Annotated in this window: 19 protein-coding genes, 1 tRNA gene and 1 pseudogene; 8 read left to right on the top strand and 13 right to left on the bottom strand. The window is 32.0% G+C overall.

Going from position 1 to position 18,654, the window contains the following annotated elements:
• Positions 1 to 244 precede the first annotated feature (244 nt).
• The 9 genes and pseudogenes from EP747_RS12095 to EP747_RS12135 all read right to left on the bottom strand — a co-directional run.
• Positions 245 to 436, bottom strand: a pseudogene (locus EP747_RS12095) (type I restriction endonuclease); the annotation flags it as partial.
• Between the two features lie 58 nt (positions 437 to 494).
• The gene (locus EP747_RS12100; protein ID WP_129690282.1) at positions 495 to 1,151 is read right to left on the bottom strand and encodes a hypothetical protein; all 657 of its coding nucleotides are present in this window, start codon (positions 1,149 to 1,151) and stop codon (positions 495 to 497) included.
• Between the two features lie 158 nt (positions 1,152 to 1,309).
• Complete coding sequence (locus EP747_RS12105; RefSeq protein ID WP_129690284.1) at positions 1,310 to 2,395, bottom strand: tyrosine-type recombinase/integrase; 1,086 nt, start codon at positions 2,393 to 2,395, stop codon at positions 1,310 to 1,312.
• Positions 2,396 to 2,518: 123 nt separating this feature from the next.
• A tRNA-Val gene (locus EP747_RS12110) sits at positions 2,519 to 2,591 on the bottom strand.
• Positions 2,592 to 2,725: 134 nt separating this feature from the next.
• Positions 2,726 to 2,920, bottom strand: a complete 195-nt coding sequence (locus EP747_RS12115) for a hypothetical protein (protein WP_129690286.1) — start codon at positions 2,918 to 2,920, stop codon at positions 2,726 to 2,728.
• Positions 2,921 to 3,203: 283 nt separating this feature from the next.
• Positions 3,204 to 4,418, bottom strand: a complete 1,215-nt coding sequence (locus EP747_RS12120; RefSeq protein ID WP_129690288.1) for a DUF6944 family repetitive protein — start codon at positions 4,416 to 4,418, stop codon at positions 3,204 to 3,206.
• Between the two features lie 100 nt (positions 4,419 to 4,518).
• Positions 4,519 to 5,175, bottom strand: coding sequence for a potassium channel family protein (locus EP747_RS12125; RefSeq protein ID WP_129690290.1), 657 nt, complete (start codon positions 5,173 to 5,175; stop codon positions 4,519 to 4,521).
• Between the two features lie 14 nt (positions 5,176 to 5,189).
• Positions 5,190 to 6,506, bottom strand: coding sequence for a TrkH family potassium uptake protein (locus EP747_RS12130; protein WP_129690292.1), 1,317 nt, complete (start codon positions 6,504 to 6,506; stop codon positions 5,190 to 5,192).
• A gap of 165 nt (positions 6,507 to 6,671) precedes the next feature.
• Positions 6,672 to 7,586, bottom strand: coding sequence for a DMT family transporter (locus EP747_RS12135; protein WP_129690294.1), 915 nt, complete (start codon positions 7,584 to 7,586; stop codon positions 6,672 to 6,674).
• A gap of 115 nt (positions 7,587 to 7,701) precedes the next feature.
• On the opposite strand from EP747_RS12135, the gene EP747_RS12140 reads away from it, so the two are divergent.
• From EP747_RS12140 to EP747_RS12155, 4 genes are all read left to right on the top strand, one after another.
• Positions 7,702 to 8,430 carry an alpha/beta hydrolase gene (locus tag EP747_RS12140; RefSeq protein ID WP_129690296.1) on the top strand — a complete coding sequence of 243 codons (729 nt, stop codon included), beginning with the start codon at positions 7,702 to 7,704 and terminating at the stop codon, positions 8,428 to 8,430.
• 113 nt (positions 8,431 to 8,543) lie between these two features.
• On the top strand, positions 8,544 to 9,059 hold the full coding sequence (locus EP747_RS12145; RefSeq protein WP_129690298.1) for a YjcG family protein: 516 nt from the start codon (positions 8,544 to 8,546) through the stop codon (positions 9,057 to 9,059).
• Entirely contained in the window at positions 9,056 to 9,484 is a 429-nt protein-coding gene (locus EP747_RS12150; RefSeq protein ID WP_129690300.1) for a GNAT family N-acetyltransferase, read from the top strand. Before EP747_RS12145 ends, EP747_RS12150 begins: the two co-directional genes overlap by 4 nt.
• A gap of 211 nt (positions 9,485 to 9,695) precedes the next feature.
• A complete protein-coding gene (locus EP747_RS12155) occupies positions 9,696 to 11,990 on the top strand; it encodes an ATP-dependent helicase (protein WP_129690302.1) in 2,295 nt (764 codons plus the stop codon).
• Between the two features lie 83 nt (positions 11,991 to 12,073).
• Here EP747_RS12155 and EP747_RS12160 read toward each other — a convergent pair whose 3' ends face one another.
• Positions 12,074 to 12,280 carry a cytochrome C oxidase subunit III gene (locus tag EP747_RS12160; RefSeq protein ID WP_129690304.1) on the bottom strand — a complete coding sequence of 69 codons (207 nt, stop codon included), beginning with the start codon at positions 12,278 to 12,280 and terminating at the stop codon, positions 12,074 to 12,076.
• A 68-nt stretch (positions 12,281 to 12,348) separates the two neighbouring features.
• A complete protein-coding gene (locus tag EP747_RS12165) occupies positions 12,349 to 12,699 on the bottom strand; it encodes a DUF1360 domain-containing protein (RefSeq protein WP_129690306.1) in 351 nt (116 codons plus the stop codon).
• Positions 12,700 to 12,999: 300 nt separating this feature from the next.
• On the opposite strand from EP747_RS12165, the gene EP747_RS12170 reads away from it, so the two are divergent.
• Positions 13,000 to 13,542, top strand: coding sequence for a CotY/CotZ family spore coat protein (locus EP747_RS12170; protein WP_129690308.1), 543 nt, complete (start codon positions 13,000 to 13,002; stop codon positions 13,540 to 13,542).
• A 61-nt stretch (positions 13,543 to 13,603) separates the two neighbouring features.
• Here EP747_RS12170 and EP747_RS12175 read toward each other — a convergent pair whose 3' ends face one another.
• On the bottom strand, positions 13,604 to 14,134 hold the full coding sequence (locus EP747_RS12175; RefSeq protein WP_129690310.1) for a CotO family spore coat protein: 531 nt from the start codon (positions 14,132 to 14,134) through the stop codon (positions 13,604 to 13,606).
• Positions 14,135 to 14,377: 243 nt separating this feature from the next.
• Here EP747_RS12175 and EP747_RS12180 point away from each other — a divergent pair, with 243 nt between their 5' ends.
• A complete protein-coding gene (locus EP747_RS12180; RefSeq protein WP_129690312.1) occupies positions 14,378 to 14,851 on the top strand; it encodes a spore coat protein in 474 nt (157 codons plus the stop codon).
• A 384-nt stretch (positions 14,852 to 15,235) separates the two neighbouring features.
• Positions 15,236 to 15,901 carry a DUF2642 domain-containing protein gene (locus EP747_RS12185; RefSeq protein WP_129690314.1) on the top strand — a complete coding sequence of 222 codons (666 nt, stop codon included), beginning with the start codon at positions 15,236 to 15,238 and terminating at the stop codon, positions 15,899 to 15,901.
• Positions 15,902 to 16,369: 468 nt separating this feature from the next.
• On the opposite strand, the gene fabI is transcribed toward EP747_RS12185, so the two are convergent.
• Positions 16,370 to 17,140, bottom strand: a complete 771-nt coding sequence (fabI, locus tag EP747_RS12190; protein ID WP_098844207.1) for an enoyl-ACP reductase FabI — start codon at positions 17,138 to 17,140, stop codon at positions 16,370 to 16,372.
• Positions 17,141 to 17,391: 251 nt separating this feature from the next.
• Here fabI and EP747_RS12195 point away from each other — a divergent pair, with 251 nt between their 5' ends.
• Positions 17,392 to 18,555, top strand: coding sequence for an FtsW/RodA/SpoVE family cell cycle protein (locus tag EP747_RS12195; protein ID WP_129690316.1), 1,164 nt, complete (start codon positions 17,392 to 17,394; stop codon positions 18,553 to 18,555).
• The last annotated feature ends 99 nt before the right edge of the window (positions 18,556 to 18,654 follow it).

An 18,654-nucleotide genomic window follows, 5' to 3' on the forward strand; every position in this document is an offset into this window, starting at 1 on the left:
TGAAACATATCTAATAATAGCATGGGAGATACAACTAGTTGGAAACAATTCTTTATTAAAATAGTAATTGTTGTGATTATAATATATATTATATTTCAGACCATTTAAACAAATTAACTAACATATGGAATTTTCTTATTTAACTAAAGCATGCATTGGTTGTATTAGATCGTAAGAGGACTGTCCAATTTTAGACAGTCCTTTTTCAAATATTAAATATCAACATTTTACTTTAAATGAGCCAAACAAAACCATCCCCATTTGAAGAATACACAAAAGGTACTTTCAACATTTCTCCATATCCAATAGCTTGTTGAATACCATGTCCAACTGAATGTTTATTATCTTTAGCCTCAATGATAGCAATAGGTAAATTTGATTTATAAAACAAAACATAGTCTGCTCTTTTTTTAGAACCACGAGTAACAAGATTTCCTATCAAAGAGACAGGTATCGTATATTAAGCGCTGCCGTATCTCGACTTTTAGTTTTGACTAATGAATTAAAACATTATCTACAATACGTTTATGTACATATTCAACAACTTTGTTTAATGCACTTTTAATATATGCTTTTAAATTACGAATATTTTTTTTCTCAAGGATCTGACTCAATACTTTTTGAAATACGGATTTATTAACGCCTTTTGAACGATATTCCAAATATACATCATTTATTATTTCCGATTGTTCAACACTGTTAACAACATTATTATTTAAAGTTTTATGTTCATCGTTTATTTCTTGAAAAGAAATATTTAGGTCTTCAGATGGGTGCTCAAGAGGTTGTTCATCTTGTTGTAACTCCATTTGTTGCTCAACAATATACACATTTGCCGATTGAGAATTGTTTTTACGTTTCGCTTCATTTTTTGATAACAACCCTAATTTCTCCATAAGTGCGAAAAATCGTCTTACCGATGATAATGAGATTTCCATTTTAAAACGCTGCTCGAACATTTTCTTGAATGTGCTGTAAGCTACAGAAAATACGCCATTGTCATTTTTAGCAAGGTCAGATATTAAATAGATGCTTCTGATTTGTAATTCGCTATATTCCCATACTTCCTTAGCTTTTTCGATGAATTTTCCTGCTACATAATTCACTTTCGAATATCGTTTCAATTCTTCTACTTTTCCGTTAATTAACATTTATTTTTCTCCTTTGTCACAAAGAGGAGAACATGCTAAAATAAACATGATAACTCTTTGAGTTATTGTCCGAAACGAATGGTAGAGCGCCAACTCTTTGACCCATTCGTTTTTATTTTTATTCTAACATAGAACAAACGTTCTCTTAAGAGGTTTTTTTAAAATAATTTATTACTTCTTTTTCTTGTTGAACTGTTTTCATTGCTGAAAAATCCATGATTCGAATGTCTTTTTATTAAAGTATCATCAGACATATGAATATAATTTTGAACGATTCGATAATCTGCATGACCTAGTATTTTCCTTAGACTTTCAATGTCTCCTGAAGCAGATAAATAATGAGTTGCTACAGAATGACGAATTAAATGTAGGTAGAATCTTTTTTTGATACCAGCTTCTTTCGCCAATTTCTTTAAATCTCGTAAATAATTATTTTTGCTCAACATCCTACCACTTAAGGTTAAGAATATTAAATCGTCTGTTTGATCTTCAAATGCTTTGTTTTCTTCAATTAATTGCACGATTAAACGATATGTCTTATTACTCAATGGTATAATGCGAGCTTTACGAGATTTAGCATTAACTGAACGTATTATAATAGTTCTATTCACATGATCAATATCTGTTGGTGCAATCAATAAAGCTTCAGTTATACGAAACATGCAATCAACTAATAAATGTAATAACACATAATCACGAAAATGCTTGTACGATTTTTTTGAGTAATTTTTAGCCACCTTCAATAAATTATCAATTTCATCTCGTGTAAGAATGTCAATTTCATTTGCATTTTGCTTAAATCCTTCAAATTTATTAAATGGATTCACTTTTATTCTTTCTTCTTTCAAGCACCAATTAATAAATGTTTTTAAGCGTTTAATTCTACTTTGTATTGAAGCATCTGCTAATCCTTTAGTTTTCGCATAGTTTGGTACATATTTATTTCCATCGAATTTAACACACTCATGTTTTAGCCAATACACGTAATCAGATATAAAATTTGTTGTTATGTTTGATAGATTAAATGGTCTGTCACTTCTAGTTGCATGAAATGATTCAATACTATTGAATAAAAAAATAAATTGATTCAATGATTGTGGTCTTAAGTTCTGCTTCTTCTTTGCCTCGAGAAATTTTTCAAATACCACTTTAGCAGTATCACTTTTCTTAACTTTTGTATCTTTTCGGATATGTGGCTGACGTTTGCCTACTTTTACTTTTTCATCAAAAAATTTTAAAGACAACAAAAAACACCTCGCTCTTTCTAAAATTTAGAAAGTACGGGGTGTTTCGGTCAAAACTTGATTGCAACTCTTCATGCAATTTGTTCTGACAAACTATTGTGCCAACGCTGTTATGGCAAGGTATGATCCCAACTGGACTTGAACCAGCGACCCCTACCCTGTCAAGGTAGTGCTCTCCCAGCTGAGCTATGGAATCGTAATATATGTGGAGAAATCATTCTCTCTAATTAAGTCTATTATACTATTTTGTCTAATACTCTTCAACAAATATTTAACAAAAAATTTCGAATATAAGTCCACTTGAATATATTTTCCATTTTTGAAAAATGCTCATCTATTCGACTTTGCTTCTATATCGCTTATTGTATGCATTAAATCTTTCCATCTCATATCTTTGTCTCTTGGTATATTGCTTAATAGAATACTACCAATCACAATTGTTAAGAACAATAATAAAACACCCACACCAAATACAAACGTCTGAACTTTATAGTTTTTAACGATTTTAATCATTCTACTTTTCATAGGCCATCTCTCCAATAGTTAAATATTAATATTCCTTAACCAAAAATGGTGAAGGTACACTCCCTTTACTATTAATATTTTCCTGTTTGCCTATTATGTAAACAAAAATTCTGAAATCGTTTACTATTGAATATTATGATTCCTTTGTAAATGTGCAATCACTGCTAATAAATATCATGTACCCTTACTATTTCCACAAGATTATTTTAAACTCCTTAAAGGACATGCTTTTTTCTCCACTCTATGTATCTAGAACTAACATCCACACTATAACTTATTTTTGTTAGCTCTTTTTCTTTATCTCTGTATATTCCGAGGTTTTCCTTTTCTCTTGATTTGATTCGAACTTATTTCCCGCCGATTTTTTCCGTCTATTTCTTCTTTTTGAGTTTTTGTTCTCTTCTACTGCTTTTTTCTCTAGCTCCTTTTGTTCAGCATTCGCACTAAATAACTCTTTTTGTTCAGAGTAAACAGATATGATTGAACCACCAGCTTGAATCCAACTTCCACTATATTTTAATAATAATGCTAGTTCTTCGTATTCCTTAACTAATGGGTTTGTTTCAGTTTCTTCTGCAACTTGTTGAAGTACATCAAAAATGACTCCGTCCGATAGATCACTTTGCCCTCCTTGTTCGCTAGAAATTGATTCATCTTGTTGACTTAGAATCGTTTCATCTAGTTCATCAATTGGTTCATAATCTGGTAATCTACCAAAAAGATTCTCTATTTCATTTAAAATTTCTTCATTTACAACTACAGGTGATTTGGCATTATGCGCTTCGACTTCATTAGATACTTCTACATTTGATAGGTCACTAGCATCCTCTTCGAGTAATCTACCTGGATATTCTTGTACTTCATCAAATATGATTCCGTCAGAAAGTTCACTAGCATGATATTCTGGGACACCATGGTATTGTTGAAGTACGTCAAATATGATCCCATCGGATAAATCACTTGGTTGTTCTACTTGCCCAGTTTCTTTTAAATAATCTTTTAAATCCTCTATTTCTAGCTCTACGAAACCAGCCAATACTTGTAATGTATTTCCAATCGCTTGTAAAAAATTTCCCATAAAACCAGATACATCAAATTCCTCATCGCTAAATTCCTCTAAGGCTGCAATTAGTCCACCAAAAGCTTGTTGTGCATTCCCTGTTATATTTAATTTGATTGCTCGGTCTGCGTCTTTTTCTTCTTCTACTTTTTCTTCCTCTGCTCCTGCAGCTAATAAACTAAATAATACAGTGACATTACCTGAAGCTTGGATAATTTCACCTGAATCTTCTAATACACTAGGTTCTCCTAAAAAAGCTTCTATTATATTACCGATTGCTTGAAAGGAATTTCCACCAAAATCTAGATGAAAACTTATATCCTCCCATCTTTTTCGGTTTTCTCCTTTTAATCCTCTCATGGGTGTACTACTAATTGCTGAACTAATTGTTCCAATCGCATTCACCCATGCCCCAATAACCTCCATAACTTGGCTCATTGTAAAACACCAATCCTTGATTAGTCATTTAGGATTAGTATATTCAATTATGACGTTTAAACGTTCCAAATAGGTAAATGTAATTGAGCCCTAAATAAATTTATCCAACTTTCTTCTTAAACAATTCAATTTTTGATTTTTCTCCTACAATAAAAATTAAATCACCACTTTGAAAAACTACATCTCCAATTTGTGATACCAGTGGCTCACCGTCACGGATGATTAGGACAACAGTTATGCCATATTTCATCGAAAAACTCATTTCTCTTAATGTTTTACCAACTAATTTCTCAGGGATGACCGTTTCAACTCCTGCAATATTTTTTGTAATTTCGATGTATTCAATTATTCCACTCATCGCTTCCATGCGTGCTGCTTTATGTCCAGCTTCCTCTTCTGGATAGATTACTAAATCCGCTCCAATACTTTCTAAAATCCCACCAACTTCACGATTATTCGCTTTACAAATAATTCTTTTTACTTTTCTCTCTTTCAACCTTCTCGTAATTAAGATAGAGGCTAAAGAATCCGTTCCAATCGCTACAAATACTGCATCAAATTGACTCACATTTAAGTCTTCAAGAATAGACTCTTCACGCAAATCGCCAATTACAGCGTATTCTGTGTACTCTTCTAATTGCTCTAATGTCGTCTTTTCTTTATCGCAAACTACAACCTCATGGCCTAATCGATCAAACTCTTTTACAATTCCTCGACCAAAACGTCCAGCACCTATTACCAAATATTGCTTTGGCATATAAAATCTCCTCCTTACCCAACTGCTAAGTCTTTTTCAACATATTTTAATTTTTGATTATCTACTCGAAGTACGAAATAAATCAGCGTGAAGATCCCAATTCTTCCAATAAACATTAGTAAAATTAATGTAATTTTTGACACGCTATGAATATTTGTAGTAATTCCTAATGATAATCCTGTATTTGTAATTGCCGAAATAACCTCTAGTAAAATTAAGTCTAATTGAAACGGTTCAAAAACTGAAATAAAGATTGTTGCAAATGTAATTAAAATAATAAAACTCATCGCGATCACAAATGCACGGTCAACTACCTCTTTCTTTACACTCGTTCTAAAAATAATAGTATCGTCTTGTGACTTAATAACTGAAAACATTTTTGCAGCTAACACTGAAACTGTTGTTAATCGTATACCTCCTGCTGCACTCGATGAAGCTCCACCGATATACATCAGCACTAAAAGTATTAATATCGCAGGCAATGTTAGTTCTGCAATATCAAGAGGTGCATATCCACCATTTCGACTCGTGACCGATAAAAAAAATGAGTTTGTTAGTTGATCAAAAAAATTTAAATGTTTAAATGCATGGCCTCTTTCTAAAAGCCAAAAAACAATTGTTCCAAGAATCATAAATGAAAAATGCAGTCGCATATTAATCCTTGTAAATAAGGATTTCTTCTTGTTGTATTTATAGATGTACTCCATAATAGTCGGATATCCTAATCCACCTATAAAAATTAACGCCGCAGTTACAATTAGAACTAAATTATTTTTTTGAAACGAAATTAAACTATTTCCAAATAAATCAAAACCTGTATTTGTAAAACTTGCAATAGAATGGAATGCTGTAACTAGTAAAGTTTCTTTTACTGAGTTATATTTTTCTCTAAATTGACTGTAAAAAAATAACCCACCTATGAATTGAAAAAATAATGATGTATATAAAACTGACAAACTTAATCTTCTAATTGACTTAATACTACTTTGATTTTGGTCCTTGGAAACTACTAGTAAATTTGAAATCGTCATCCGTATACCGAGCATCATAAAACCGTAACTAATAAAAACAACAATTCCAATTGCACCAATTTCCATTTGGATCATTAATAGTATTTTACCCCACACATTAAATGTCTCAACTAAGTTTACTGTTGTTAACCCCGTCACACTAATCGCACTAGTTGAAACAAATAAACTGTCTATATAACTTATATTCGAAATTCGCGTAAATGGAAGATGGTATAAGAATGAAAATAAAAATGTAATGATTATATAAGAAATAAATATATAATGGAGAGGATTTTTGGCTTTTTTCTTCTTTTTTTTCATAAGTAGCTCTTTTCTCCTTTAATTAGCTGGATAACATTTTATGGAATATTTTTCTAATAGCTATTATCTATTCTACCTATTTTTAGTTAAAAAACAAAAAAACTTTCAAACCATATGAAAGATTTGAAAGCCTTATGAAATAATTTTTTTATTTAATTGGTTGATCTAAGCTGATGAAGAATTATCTGTTTTGACTTGTATTGATGAAACTTCTTTTTGCTGTTGATATAGGTACAAGAATACACTCACAATTACGATAGTACCGCCGATTAACTGAAATGATGATAACATTTCGTGAAGAAGGAAAACTGCTAAAATAGATGCACCAACTGGTTCCCCGAGTATACTCATTGATATTGTCGTAGCATTTACGTAATTTAATAAATAATTATTTATAATATGTGCTAATGAAGGAATAATGGCAGATGCAATAAATATGATCCAATCTTTTGATTGGTAATCAAAGAAATTATCCATCGTTACGATATTATAGATTGTTAAAAACGCAGCTGAAAATGCGAATACCCAAAAACTATACACCCAATGAGATGTATTTTTTACGGTTGTTTGTCCAACCATTAAATAGAGTACTGCAGCAATTACACTTAAAAATGAAAGAATATCACCTTTAAACGCTGACATACTTAAGCCGATATCACCGAATCCTATTAGGCATACACCAATAATTGCGATAATCATACATATTTTAGATTGCATAGACGTTCGCTCTTTAAATACAAAGAAACCAAGAATCATTGCTACTAATGGCTGAAGAGCTAATATTATAGTTGAGCTCGCCACTGAAGTGAAAACTAATGAACCATACCATAAAATAAAATGGACAGCTAACATTAATCCACCTAAAGCGAATGATTTATAATGCGATTTTTTTAAAGCTTTTAATTCATTTTTTCGCTTCAATACAAATGGTAGCATCCATATACATGTAAACCAGAGGCGATACATGCTTAAAACAGATGGAGAAGCATTCGTCCATTTAGCTAATATAGCTGAAGTTGAAATCGCAACAATGGACAAAATTAATAATGACATCATTGCATTAGGTTGTTTTTTATTCATGTTTCACCTCTTTTAGACTATTTTGTAAGCGTTTAATACATTTTACTTTTCTAAATTTTTTGTATGAAGTAACATCTAATTATATCATCCTAGGGAAAAGAAGAGGAGACATTTTATGATTCAAACAATTGGTACTAGAGAAGAACATACATTATATAGTGAACACTTAAAAAAAGAAATTACATTTACAATATACTATTCAAGCATGTACACTCCGTTAATAAAACATCACTTATTAATTGCCCAAGATGGACAAGATTATTTTAATTTAGGAAAAGTTCATCGAGTAATTGAAAAATTAACAAAAGAAGGTTCAATTCAACCTACAATCATTGTGGGAATACCATATTCTTCACCAGAGGAGCGCTTTAAACTATACCACCCTTCTCAAGTGGGTCAAAAAAATTATATTCGTTTTTTAGCTGAAGAATTACTTCCATATTTAGATGATCATTTACCTTTACTAGGATTAGCCCATAGCAGAACATTAATCGGCGATTCATTAGGTGGTACTGTTTCATTACAGGCTGCATTTACATATCCTAATACTTTTGGACAAGTCATTATGCAATCTCCATTTGTGAACGATGATGTTATAGAATTTTTAGAGAAATCCAAATTAAATTCGATTCTTTCTATTGTTCAAACTGTTGGAAAACAAGAAGAAAATGTTTTTACACAAAGTAAGCAATGGGTTAATTTTGTCAAAGGTGGTTTACAGTTAAAAGATTATTTAACTAACTTCCCTGTAGAATTACATTATGCAGAATATGAAGGGGACCATACCTGGACAAACTGGGAAAAGCAACTTGAAGATGTATTAAAAATTAGTTTAGCAAAATAATTCGCGAAACTTAGCGATTTTCAAAAAATTTGGTATAATTAAAATTAGTTATTTTTCTTTCGTTAATTTTTTCAAATTAAAATATAAAGTATCGTAAACAGGAGGTAATTTTTATGAAATGTGGCGTTGTTATTTTCCCATCTAATTTCGTTCAAGAGAAGGCTAATGAGTATAGAAAACGTTTTGATCCAGCTTATACGTTAATCTCTCCTCATGTTACATTAAGAAGTGGATTCGAATTAAGTGAAGATCAACTTCCAAATATTATTTCACAATTACATGAAATTGCGAGTCAAATTGAACCATTTGAATTGGAAATTAATAAAGTAAGTTCTTTTGCACCAGTTAATAATGTCATCTATTTAAAAGTTACACCTGTTGAAGCATTAAAAGAGCTTCATGAAAAAATGCACACTGGAGAATTTCCTGCAACAAAAGATTATGCATTCGTACCGCATATTACAATTGGTCAGCAATTACAAGATGCTGAATTTGCTGATATTCTAGGCCAGTTACGTATGATTCAATTTAGTTACAATGAGGTTGTAGATAACTTTAAATTAGTTTACCAATTAGAAAACGGTGCTTGGGAAGTTTATGAAACATTTAAATTAGGAGCAAAAAAATGAGCATTCGCACAATAGTAGCAGCAACAGACGAAAGTATACAAGACGCTCTTAAAGTAAGAGTAGAAGTTTTTGTAGAGGAACAACAAATTTCAAGAGAATTAGAGTTTGATGGCCTTGACGAAGAATGTATACATTTTGTTTCATACGATGGAGAACAACCGATTGCTGCAGGTCGACTTAGATTAAACGAATCGACTGGAAAAGTTCAGCGAATCTGTGTTTTAAGTAACTATCGAGGAAAAAAAATTGGGAATGAAATTATGTACTTAATTCATAAAACTGCAAAGGAAAAAGGTTTAAATCAATTAGTCCTACACGCACAAGAATCCGCAATTCCTTTTTATGAAAAATTAGGTTATGAAATCTCTTCCGAAATATTTTTTGAAGCTGGAATTCCACATGCAGAAATGAAACTAAAATTATAAACACACTTAAAACTATGATTCAATTGAATCATAGTTTTTTCATGGGGATTTAAAAAACTATACACGAGGCTATGTGACAAACAACGGTCATACTAATGTATTTAGTTCTATACATATGAAAAGATACTTTTTTCCCATTAAAATTCACTTTTCGTACACAAATCTTTTTGGTAACATAGATGAGTCTGCTTTAATTTTAAGGGGGAAAATAATGAAAATTGCAAACTATCAAAATCAATCAATCTATTTACCAGAATTCCCTCGATCAAGATATGAGGAAATATATCAAGCCAGTATTCGCGGGGAAGTTAAATGTGTTAATTGCCATCAGAAATTAAATTTCACTTTAACTATTTATGATATTCCTCATTTTTATCATATAAACAATGAGCAAAATCTAGCATGTATGAATCATAACGTAGAGTTGGAGCAAGAAATTGTTGCTAGATTTGAAAATAATAATTCTACTACCGAAAATACTAACGATCGTATTATTAAACTACCTACTAAGCGTTCAATCTCAAATACAGCTACAATCGAAAAAACAGATGAAAATCAATTTATTAACAGACTACCTTTTTACAATATTCCACCATATAAAAAAAATGAACAAAAGACGGATGAATTTGTGATCAATCAAATTTCATTAGATTCTCAACAATGGAACGCTGTTACACATATCGGTTCACCATTACTTGTACTTGCTGGAGCTGGGAGTGGTAAAACAAGAGTTATTACAACTCGAGCAATGCACTTAATGAATAGTGGTATACACCCGCATGAGATGATGCTCGTGACATTTACGTCAAAAGCATCTGCAGAAATGAAGGAACGAATGAAAGGACTTGGTTACCCTATTCAACAGATGGAAATTGGTACCTTTCATAGTATTTTCTATAAAATGCTTTTACGATTTGATCGTACAAAATGGGATTCAAGCCGATTAATTAAATCAGATTTTCAAAAGGAGATCATGTTAAAGCAAATTGGTCGACGACTTGAAATTGATGAAAAGTCATTTGCATACGACCAAGCTATTCAACAAATAGGCTTATGGAAGAACTCTTGTGTTTATCCACATGAGATTAGATCAAAAGATACTTGGGAAGAACAGGTCACTTCTCTTTATGAAGGCTATGAATCATTAAAAAAGCAAAATGGACAATTTGATTTTGACGATATGTTACTCGGTTGCTTTGAAATGTTAAATGAAAATAATGAATTACTTTTACATTATCAAAATCGATTTAAATGTTTATTAGTGGATGAGTTTCAAGATATTAATAAAATCCAATTCAATATTCTAAAAATCCTTTTTCAACATACAGAAAATATAACGGCTGTTGGTGATGATGACCAGTCAATTTATGCGTTTAGAGGAAGTGACCCTCGATTTATCTTAGACTTTAAAGAGCATTTCCATGGATCTAAAATTTATCATTTAAGTGAAAATTATCGTTCCACCCACGGGATTGTATCATTGGCAAACGAAGTCATTAAACCTAATAAAAACCGTTTTGTAAAATCAATGCATGCTCAATATGACTACGATCAAGTACCCTCTTTCTTCTTTCCATACGATGAAGAAGAAGAAGCAACGATGATTATTAATGATATGAAAGAAAAAATTAATAACGGTGCAAATCCAGGACAATTTGCAATTTTGTATCGCACTAATACTGCATCAAGGGCTGTTTTTGAGCGATTAATTGGAACAAGCTTACCATTTACAATCGATCAAGATGGTGACTCATTTTATGATCGACCTATTATTCGAAAAATGATCTCTTTCTTACTATTAATAGGAGATGAGGACCACCAAGCAGCATTAAAAGAAATATTACCTGTCTTTTTCCTAAAACAACAAGCATTTCAAGATGCAAAAATGAATAGTGTAATGCAAAATCTATCTTTCTTAGAAGCATTCACTACTATAAAAAGTGCAGCACCATTTCAAATTAAAAAAATTGAAAACCTGATAAAGATTTTACGTTATTTAAAACACGCATCTCCATTAGAAGCAATTGAGCGAATTGAAGAAAGTCCAGCATTTATGGACTATATTAAAAAGCGTGGAAATGAGTCTAATAAAATCGAACGACCTTCTGATGATTTAAGAGATTTAAAGGTCGTAAGCAAAAATTTCAAATCAATTAGAGAGTTTGTTGAACACGCATTTCATATCTCTGCTAAATTTAAAGAATATAAGCAGAAAAAAAATCAGTCATCGCAAGGTAATATTTCGCTTTTAACAGCTCATCGATCAAAGGGATTAGAGTATGATTATGTCTATATTTTAGGTGTTGTAGACGGGGGATTCCCTCATGATTATGCTTTAGAATCTTTAAAAAATGGTAACTTAGATCAACTAGAAGAAGAACGCCGCCTTCTATATGTTGCTTGTACAAGAGCTAGAAAGCTATTATACTTATCGATTCTTCAAAAAAGAAGAGGGAAAAAAGCAAATTCATCAAGATTAATTAGACGTTTTATTAATAAGAAATGAGATTGATCAACTATTAAAAATCAAATTTTGTACAAAAAACTAAGGTGAGCAAAAATATGCTCACCTTTTTTTATTTTTATGGATTAACGTCGTCTAGTTGTTCTACCGCCGCAGCCACAACCTGATTTTTGCACATAGCCCGCAGGAGCTCCTTGGTAATATGGGTTATAGTTCGCTTGATTCATTTGTTGCTGCATTTGTTGTTGTTGTTGTTGCATTTGGTACTGTTGTTGTTGTTGGATTTGCTGCCATTGATAAGGTGTATATTGACCTTGACCTTGATTATACATATCTTCCCTCCTAAAAAAGTTTATTCATAATAGTATATGAAAGGAATTTTCAATCGTTCTACCTAAAATTACGAATTCAGTCTATTAACAATCGTTTCTATTACGCCAGCTGCCCCTGCAATAGCTAATAAAATGATAATGAACTCTCCCACATGTGGAAAGAACACATATATTAATAGTAAGATCGCTGTACACCAAATCCCACTACACCAAGTACAACTTAATAACTCACCAATAAAGTATTGGACTCCACTTCCTTTAATCCTTGTATAAGTAACTGGCATCCCATTCTCTTCAAGCGTTATTTCATCAATAAAAGGTCTTCTTAGAAAAGCTGTTATTTTATCGTGAACAACTAAACGAGTCAATCGAAAGCTTGCCAAAATTAAGATGAATAGCATTAACCAACTTATATCCATGTTAAGTACGAAGGACAAGGGATATAGATACAAGGGGTAATAAAGAATAAAATAACCTCACTTCCTTACCCTACATTTATGCTCCTCTTATCCCTTCCAACCCTTCTCCTCCCCTTTTCTTTTTACTCTCCTTATTCCCCTATTACAAATCTAGGCTCTTCTTTGTCCTTCCTGCTTTTGCTGTACTACTTGCACCTAAGCCCATTTATCTAAAAAAGCAAAAATCTTCAGTAACCGTTTTTCGCCTGCTTAATATCATAGTAATGTAATATCCATCTAAAGTGATAAGGAGTGAAAATGATGAGTTGCAAAGACAACCACGACAAAAAAAGAAACCATTGCGTATGTGACGTTGTAAAATTCATAAATGATCTACAAGATTGCGCAACAAACACTTGCCCAACAGGTTGTGACGTTCCATTTTTAGGTGCTAACCCAAATGTACCACTTGCAAATACTCGCCCTTTCCTATTGTATTTAGCAAACGGTGAATTATTTAGAGTACCAGCATTTAATAATAATATGATGTCAATCATGGCACAACAACGTGATGGTGGCGATCAAAACCAAAACCAAAACAAAAACGCTCAAATCAACAATTGCCAAGATACAGTTGTTTTCCGTGTTGAAAGTGTAGATGATGATTGCTGTGCAGTGTTAAGAGCATTAGTTCCTGTTAAAACTGGAGACGGCAAAGACAACAACAAAAATGACAACCAAAACACTTTCTGTGAACTAGTAGACGGCGACATGTTTGTTGCTTCAAACACTTGTGTAACTGTTGACTTAGATTGCTTCTGTGCAATCCAATGCTTACGTGACGTACACGTTTCAAATCTGTAAGTTTAATGTAAACTAAAAAACTATGGGTGGTAGATCATGTATCTACCACCTTTTTAACGCCTTAAATACCTACCATTTGAATACTTACAATACTTTGAATATCCAATTCAATATCATTAATTTTTGAAGAAACTTTAATTGAAACCTTTCCTTCGTTGTAACCCATAATATAGCCGATATATAAATCCTTATCTGTTCGAATTCGGCACTCAACCTTTGGAATATAGTGGGGCTTATTTATTATAAATAAAACTTTTTCTTCATTCGTCATAGCTTTAAATGGTTTTTTCATCCAAGTATTGTCTGCTTCAACTTGTTCTTCTTGTTGCTCTTCTTGTTCATCTAAATTCATAACATCTTCTAATTCCTCTAATTCCTCTAGTTCTTCTAGTTCTTCTAGTTCTTCTAGTTCTTCTAGTTCTTCCACCTCTTCGTATTTAGAAGCTACATATTCTTTATCCTTTTGTTTTTGATCCTGATTATTTACTTTGACCACATAAGAGTGTTGTACGTTCAACTTGGCTTCTTTAAAATCTGGCTGCGCAATATATAATAATGGCTTTACACCCTCTTTAGACTCTTTTCTTGCCATTGTTGTTCCTCCCTCGTAAGTGTGCTCTCATAAATTATATGAACGGACAATATTTATCATGTTACTTTTTTCTCAATCAAGTAACCTATAGATTTATACGAAAATAAGAAATAAATGCCTATCAACACTTGACTAATTTTGTACATATTCATATAAATTGGACAAATATCCTAGTACAAACAATTGACAGGGCACATATAAATACATTGTAACCGCACAGAAAAAACAAGGAGCGATGAAAAAGTGAATAAAGAGTTATTCTCAGTATTCGTAGGTAAAGGAGTTAGAATTGGTCGAGGAGGTCATGAATCTAAAGAAGGTTTATTACTTGGTGCATATGGAACACATATTGCTCTTTTTACAGAGGCTGAAGGTGTAATTTACTTCCCTTATACTCATATTAAAAGCGTAACTTCATTTGCAAAAGGTAGATTATCTTATGATGAAATGTACAATACGATTGAATTATTACCAAACGAGAATTTTGTAGACTTATTAAATTCTCAAGTTAGACAATGGGTAAAAATTAATCGCGGTGGCCACGACAAAGTTGAAGGTATTCTTCTTGATGCAAACCATGATTATGTAGAAATTTCTTTTAACGATGAACTAGTGTATCTTGCTACTTATCATGTAAAAAGTGTAAGTTTCGGAGAAAAATTTGAAGTTTACGAAAGAAGTAATACGACAAGCCAAACATTAAGAAGAAGAAAATAATGTTTAGAAAGGTCGTTTTATGAAATAAAACGACCCTTTTTTTATAAAACTTTGACCCTCGATGCCATTCTAATTATGTAAAACCATTATAAAGTAATTTGAAACTATACTTAATTTTGAGTGGTAATCAATAGATCATTGGAAGTATGCTGTTATGAACTAACTAACTGATCCAACTATAAAATGTTCAAACTTAATAATCTTTTTTCATTCATATAAGACAGGCACTAACAACCTTGCCAATCTTTTATTGAAATGATTGATTTTATTTAGACAAACTATCATTCTAATCGATATGCCCATATTAATAAAATTGAAAATCCTTTTTCAGAAATGAACATGTCTGAATAATAATGATTTATCTTTTTAAGAAAGGAGAAAATCATGGCAAGTTTCAAAAATTTTCTCAACAAACAAGTTACAATTGAAATATCTGGTAACAGTAATGTTGATGGAATCTTAATTGAAGTCGGAAATGATTTATTAGTTGTTTTCAATGGTGAAAATTTCCTTTATATTCCACTACTTCATATTCATAATCTAAGTGAAAGTACACTCGAAGAATCCTTTGGTGTTGTTCCTTCCCTACAAGAATTAGAACACGAAAAAGATGAGTTATCTTTACGTAAAGTATTAACTGCTGCTAAAGGGATTTTTGTAGAAATTAGTCTATCAAATAATCGTTCTTTTCATGGCTTTATTACAACAATCATGAATAATTACTTTGTATTCTATTCACCGATCTATAAAATCATGTATATATCCCTACAGCATTTAAAGTGGTTAACCCCGTATCTCACTGAAAAAACCCCTTATATGTTAAGTAATAATTTATTACCTGTTAATCCTTCTAATATCCCTCTAGCACGCACGTTAGAAGTTCAATTAAATAAGTTGATTGGTGAATTAGTCGTAATGAACAGTGGAGAAAATTACGAATATATAGGTAAGTTGAGTTCCATTGACTCAAATTTCATTGAGTTGACTACATCTAGAGGAGAAAGCAAATTAGTAGGTCTTCGTCACTTAAAATCAATTTTTATTCCGTAAGAATTAATAAAATTAAAATGCCACATTTACAATAAAAAAGTGCTTATCTATGATCATAATAAGAAGGCACTTTTTTTATTTGACTAATGTCAGGTTGATTTCTCTAACTGAATGTTTACCCATATAAGGAAGAAAGCTTATTTACACTGCAGGTTGTAAGCTTTTCATGGGGATGGGGGCATGAGCTGAGCTTCCTCGTCGCTTTTTAATCCCGCATCCCAATATGAGTTGAGTAACATCCGTTTAAATTGATATGAGTAAGGTATTTTCTTGCTCTGGCAGTTTTACTTACTCATGAACCCTTTATGTGTATGTATTTTTTATCTTCATGCTGTACTACTTACTCATGAACCATTTATGAGTAAAGTATATTCATCTTCTTGCTCTTTTACATACTCATGACTAGGTATGTTATGTCAACCCGAAAAAAAATAGAAGTCATTTAGACTTCTATTGTTCTTACTTTTCTTATCCCATTATATGGTATCCTGAATCAACATGAATGTTTTCTCCAGTAATACCTCTTGCTAAGTCACTAAATAAGAATAAAGCAGAATCTCCTACTTCTTCTTGTGTTACATTTCTACGTAACGGTGCTTTTTCTTCGATCTCTTTTAAGATTGTATTAAAGTCGCCTACTCCTTTTGCAGAAAGCGTACGGATTGGTCCTGCAGAGATTGAGTTTACGCGAATATTGTATTTCCCTAAATCGTTCGCTAAATAGCGTACAGAAGCTTCTAGAGCTGCTTTAGATACACCCATTAGGTTATAGTTTTGCATTACACGCTCTCCACCTAAGTAAGTTAGCGTAACAATGCTTCCACCTTCAACCATTAATGGTTTTGCTTCACGAGCTACACCTACTAAAGAGTAAGCACTAATGTTTTGTGATAATAAGTATCCATCACGGCTTGTGTCTACAAACTCACCTTTTAAATCCTCTTTATTAGCAAAAGCGATACAGTGTGCTACACCATGAATTGTGCCTACTTGCTCTTTAATTGATGCAAAGCATTTTGCTAAATCTTCATCACTAGTTACATCACATTGAACTAAAAGATTGTTAGGATTTTCTAGTGAGTCAGCTAATTCACGAACACCTTTTTCTAATCTTTCATTTGCGTATGTAAAAATTAAATTTGCTCCCGCGCTATGTAATGATTGTGCAATACCCCAAGCGATACTACGGAAGTTTGCAACACCCATAACAACAAAAGTTTTTCCTTGCAATGAAATCATATCATTCATCTCCTTTATTATTAGTTATTAGTACTAGATACTAAAATAGTAGCACAAATACGATGAATTGAAAATAGTAAAGTTATATATAGCTTTATCCACAAAAAATATAAATATAATAGTTTATTTAAAAAGAGTTTATAGTTTTGAATTCCTTTAAAGGCAAAAATAAACTATAATGATGATTGTCGTACATTAAATGTGCCTATTTAAAAGCATACTAATAAAACTTATTATAGAGAGGTGAGGACATGAAGGAAGACCGTACATCTCCCTTTCAAATTGATTTCAAATTACTTTTTATCCTTTTTTGTATTGCCGCTGTAAGTTATCTTGCAATTACTAGTGCAATGCCAAGCCTTCCTGCAAATCTAAGAAGCATCAATTTCGCTGGACAACAAATTAAATGGTATATCATTGGACTTGTTGGTATTGCCTTTATTATGATCATTGATTTTGATCGATATAAAAATGTTATTTGGTATATGTATGGTTTTGGACTACTCCTACTACTTGGATTAGAACTGCATATTCCAGGTGCTAAAACCATCAAAGGTGCAACGGCATGGTACACCTTACCTGGTATAGGTAACTTCCAACCATCTGAATTAATGAAAATATTTATGATCATTATTTTAGGAACGATTATTTCAAGACATAATGAAATGTACGCTGTTCGTGGAAAGAGAGAAGATATTTTACTTTTAGGTAAAATATTCGGTATTTCATTGCCTCCTCTACTACTGATTGCGAAAGAGCCTGACTTAGGAAATACAATGGTTATGTGTGCAATTATCGCAACAATGATTTTAATTTCTGGAATTCGTTGGCGCTATATTCTTGGACTAGTTGTATTAACAATTGGCCTTGGTGCATTCATGGTTTATCTATACTTTTATCATTTTGAATTTTTCACATCGCATGTACTTGAGGAATACCAGTTAAATCGATTTTACGGTTGGTTAGCACCGTATGAATACCCTTCTCAAGGTTATCAGCTTACTCAGGCATTAATGGCAGCTGGTTCTGGTTTGCTTACAGGTAAAGGGTTCCATAACGGTGAAGCATACTTCCCTGAACCTCATACAGATTTTATTTTCACTGTAATATGCGAACAATACGGTTTCATAGGAGCAAGTGTAGTAATATCATTATTCTTCTTATTAATTTATCGAATGATTCATATTGCTTTAGAAAGTAACGACAAATTTGGTAGCTATCTTTGTGCTGGTGTAGTCGGAATGTTTACTTTCCAGATTTTCCAAAATATTGGTATGACAATCGGTCTACTACCAATTACAGGGATTACTCTACCATTCGTAAGTTACGGAGGAAGTTCTCTAGCAACTAACCTTCTCGCAATTGGATTCATCCTTAATGTAAGATCTAGAACAAATAAGTATATGTTTGACTGATAGAGTAGAGATACAAAAAAGACAGGGGTAAAGATCTAATAAAGATCTTTACCCCTTTTTTTTATTAGCAATACCGCTTCTAGGAAAGTTCTTTGACGC

This window comes from Gottfriedia acidiceleris (assembly GCF_004138285.1).
Lineage (GTDB): Bacteria > Bacillota > Bacilli > Bacillales > Bacillaceae_G > Gottfriedia > Gottfriedia acidiceleris_A.

Excerpts from the sequence above, each read along its gene's own strand:
- EP747_RS12100 (WP_129690282.1), bottom strand. The coding sequence starts at position 1,151 with ATGTTAATTAACGGAAAAGTAGAAGAATTGAAACGATATTCGAAAGTG.
- EP747_RS12115 (WP_129690286.1), bottom strand. The coding sequence starts at position 2,920 with ATGAAAAGTAGAATGATTAAAATCGTTAAAAACTATAAAGTTCAGACG.
- EP747_RS12120 (WP_129690288.1), bottom strand. The coding sequence starts at position 4,418 with ATGAGCCAAGTTATGGAGGTTATTGGGGCATGGGTGAATGCGATTGGA.
- EP747_RS12125 (WP_129690290.1), bottom strand. The coding sequence starts at position 5,175 with ATGCCAAAGCAATATTTGGTAATAGGTGCTGGACGTTTTGGTCGAGGA.
- EP747_RS12130 (WP_129690292.1), bottom strand. The coding sequence starts at position 6,506 with ATGAAAAAAAAGAAGAAAAAAGCCAAAAATCCTCTCCATTATATATTT.
- EP747_RS12135 (WP_129690294.1), bottom strand. The coding sequence starts at position 7,586 with ATGAATAAAAAACAACCTAATGCAATGATGTCATTATTAATTTTGTCC.
- EP747_RS12140 (WP_129690296.1), top strand. The coding sequence starts at position 7,702 with ATGATTCAAACAATTGGTACTAGAGAAGAACATACATTATATAGTGAA.
- EP747_RS12145 (WP_129690298.1), top strand. The coding sequence starts at position 8,544 with ATGAAATGTGGCGTTGTTATTTTCCCATCTAATTTCGTTCAAGAGAAG.
- EP747_RS12150 (WP_129690300.1), top strand. The coding sequence starts at position 9,056 with ATGAGCATTCGCACAATAGTAGCAGCAACAGACGAAAGTATACAAGAC.
- EP747_RS12155 (WP_129690302.1), top strand. The coding sequence starts at position 9,696 with ATGAAAATTGCAAACTATCAAAATCAATCAATCTATTTACCAGAATTC.
- EP747_RS12160 (WP_129690304.1), bottom strand. The coding sequence starts at position 12,280 with ATGTATAATCAAGGTCAAGGTCAATATACACCTTATCAATGGCAGCAA.
- EP747_RS12165 (WP_129690306.1), bottom strand. The coding sequence starts at position 12,699 with ATGGATATAAGTTGGTTAATGCTATTCATCTTAATTTTGGCAAGCTTT.
- EP747_RS12170 (WP_129690308.1), top strand. The coding sequence starts at position 13,000 with ATGAGTTGCAAAGACAACCACGACAAAAAAAGAAACCATTGCGTATGT.
- EP747_RS12175 (WP_129690310.1), bottom strand. The coding sequence starts at position 14,134 with ATGGCAAGAAAAGAGTCTAAAGAGGGTGTAAAGCCATTATTATATATT.
- EP747_RS12185 (WP_129690314.1), top strand. The coding sequence starts at position 15,236 with ATGGCAAGTTTCAAAAATTTTCTCAACAAACAAGTTACAATTGAAATA.
- fabI (WP_098844207.1), bottom strand. The coding sequence starts at position 17,140 with ATGATTTCATTGCAAGGAAAAACTTTTGTTGTTATGGGTGTTGCAAAC.
- EP747_RS12195 (WP_129690316.1), top strand. The coding sequence starts at position 17,392 with ATGAAGGAAGACCGTACATCTCCCTTTCAAATTGATTTCAAATTACTT.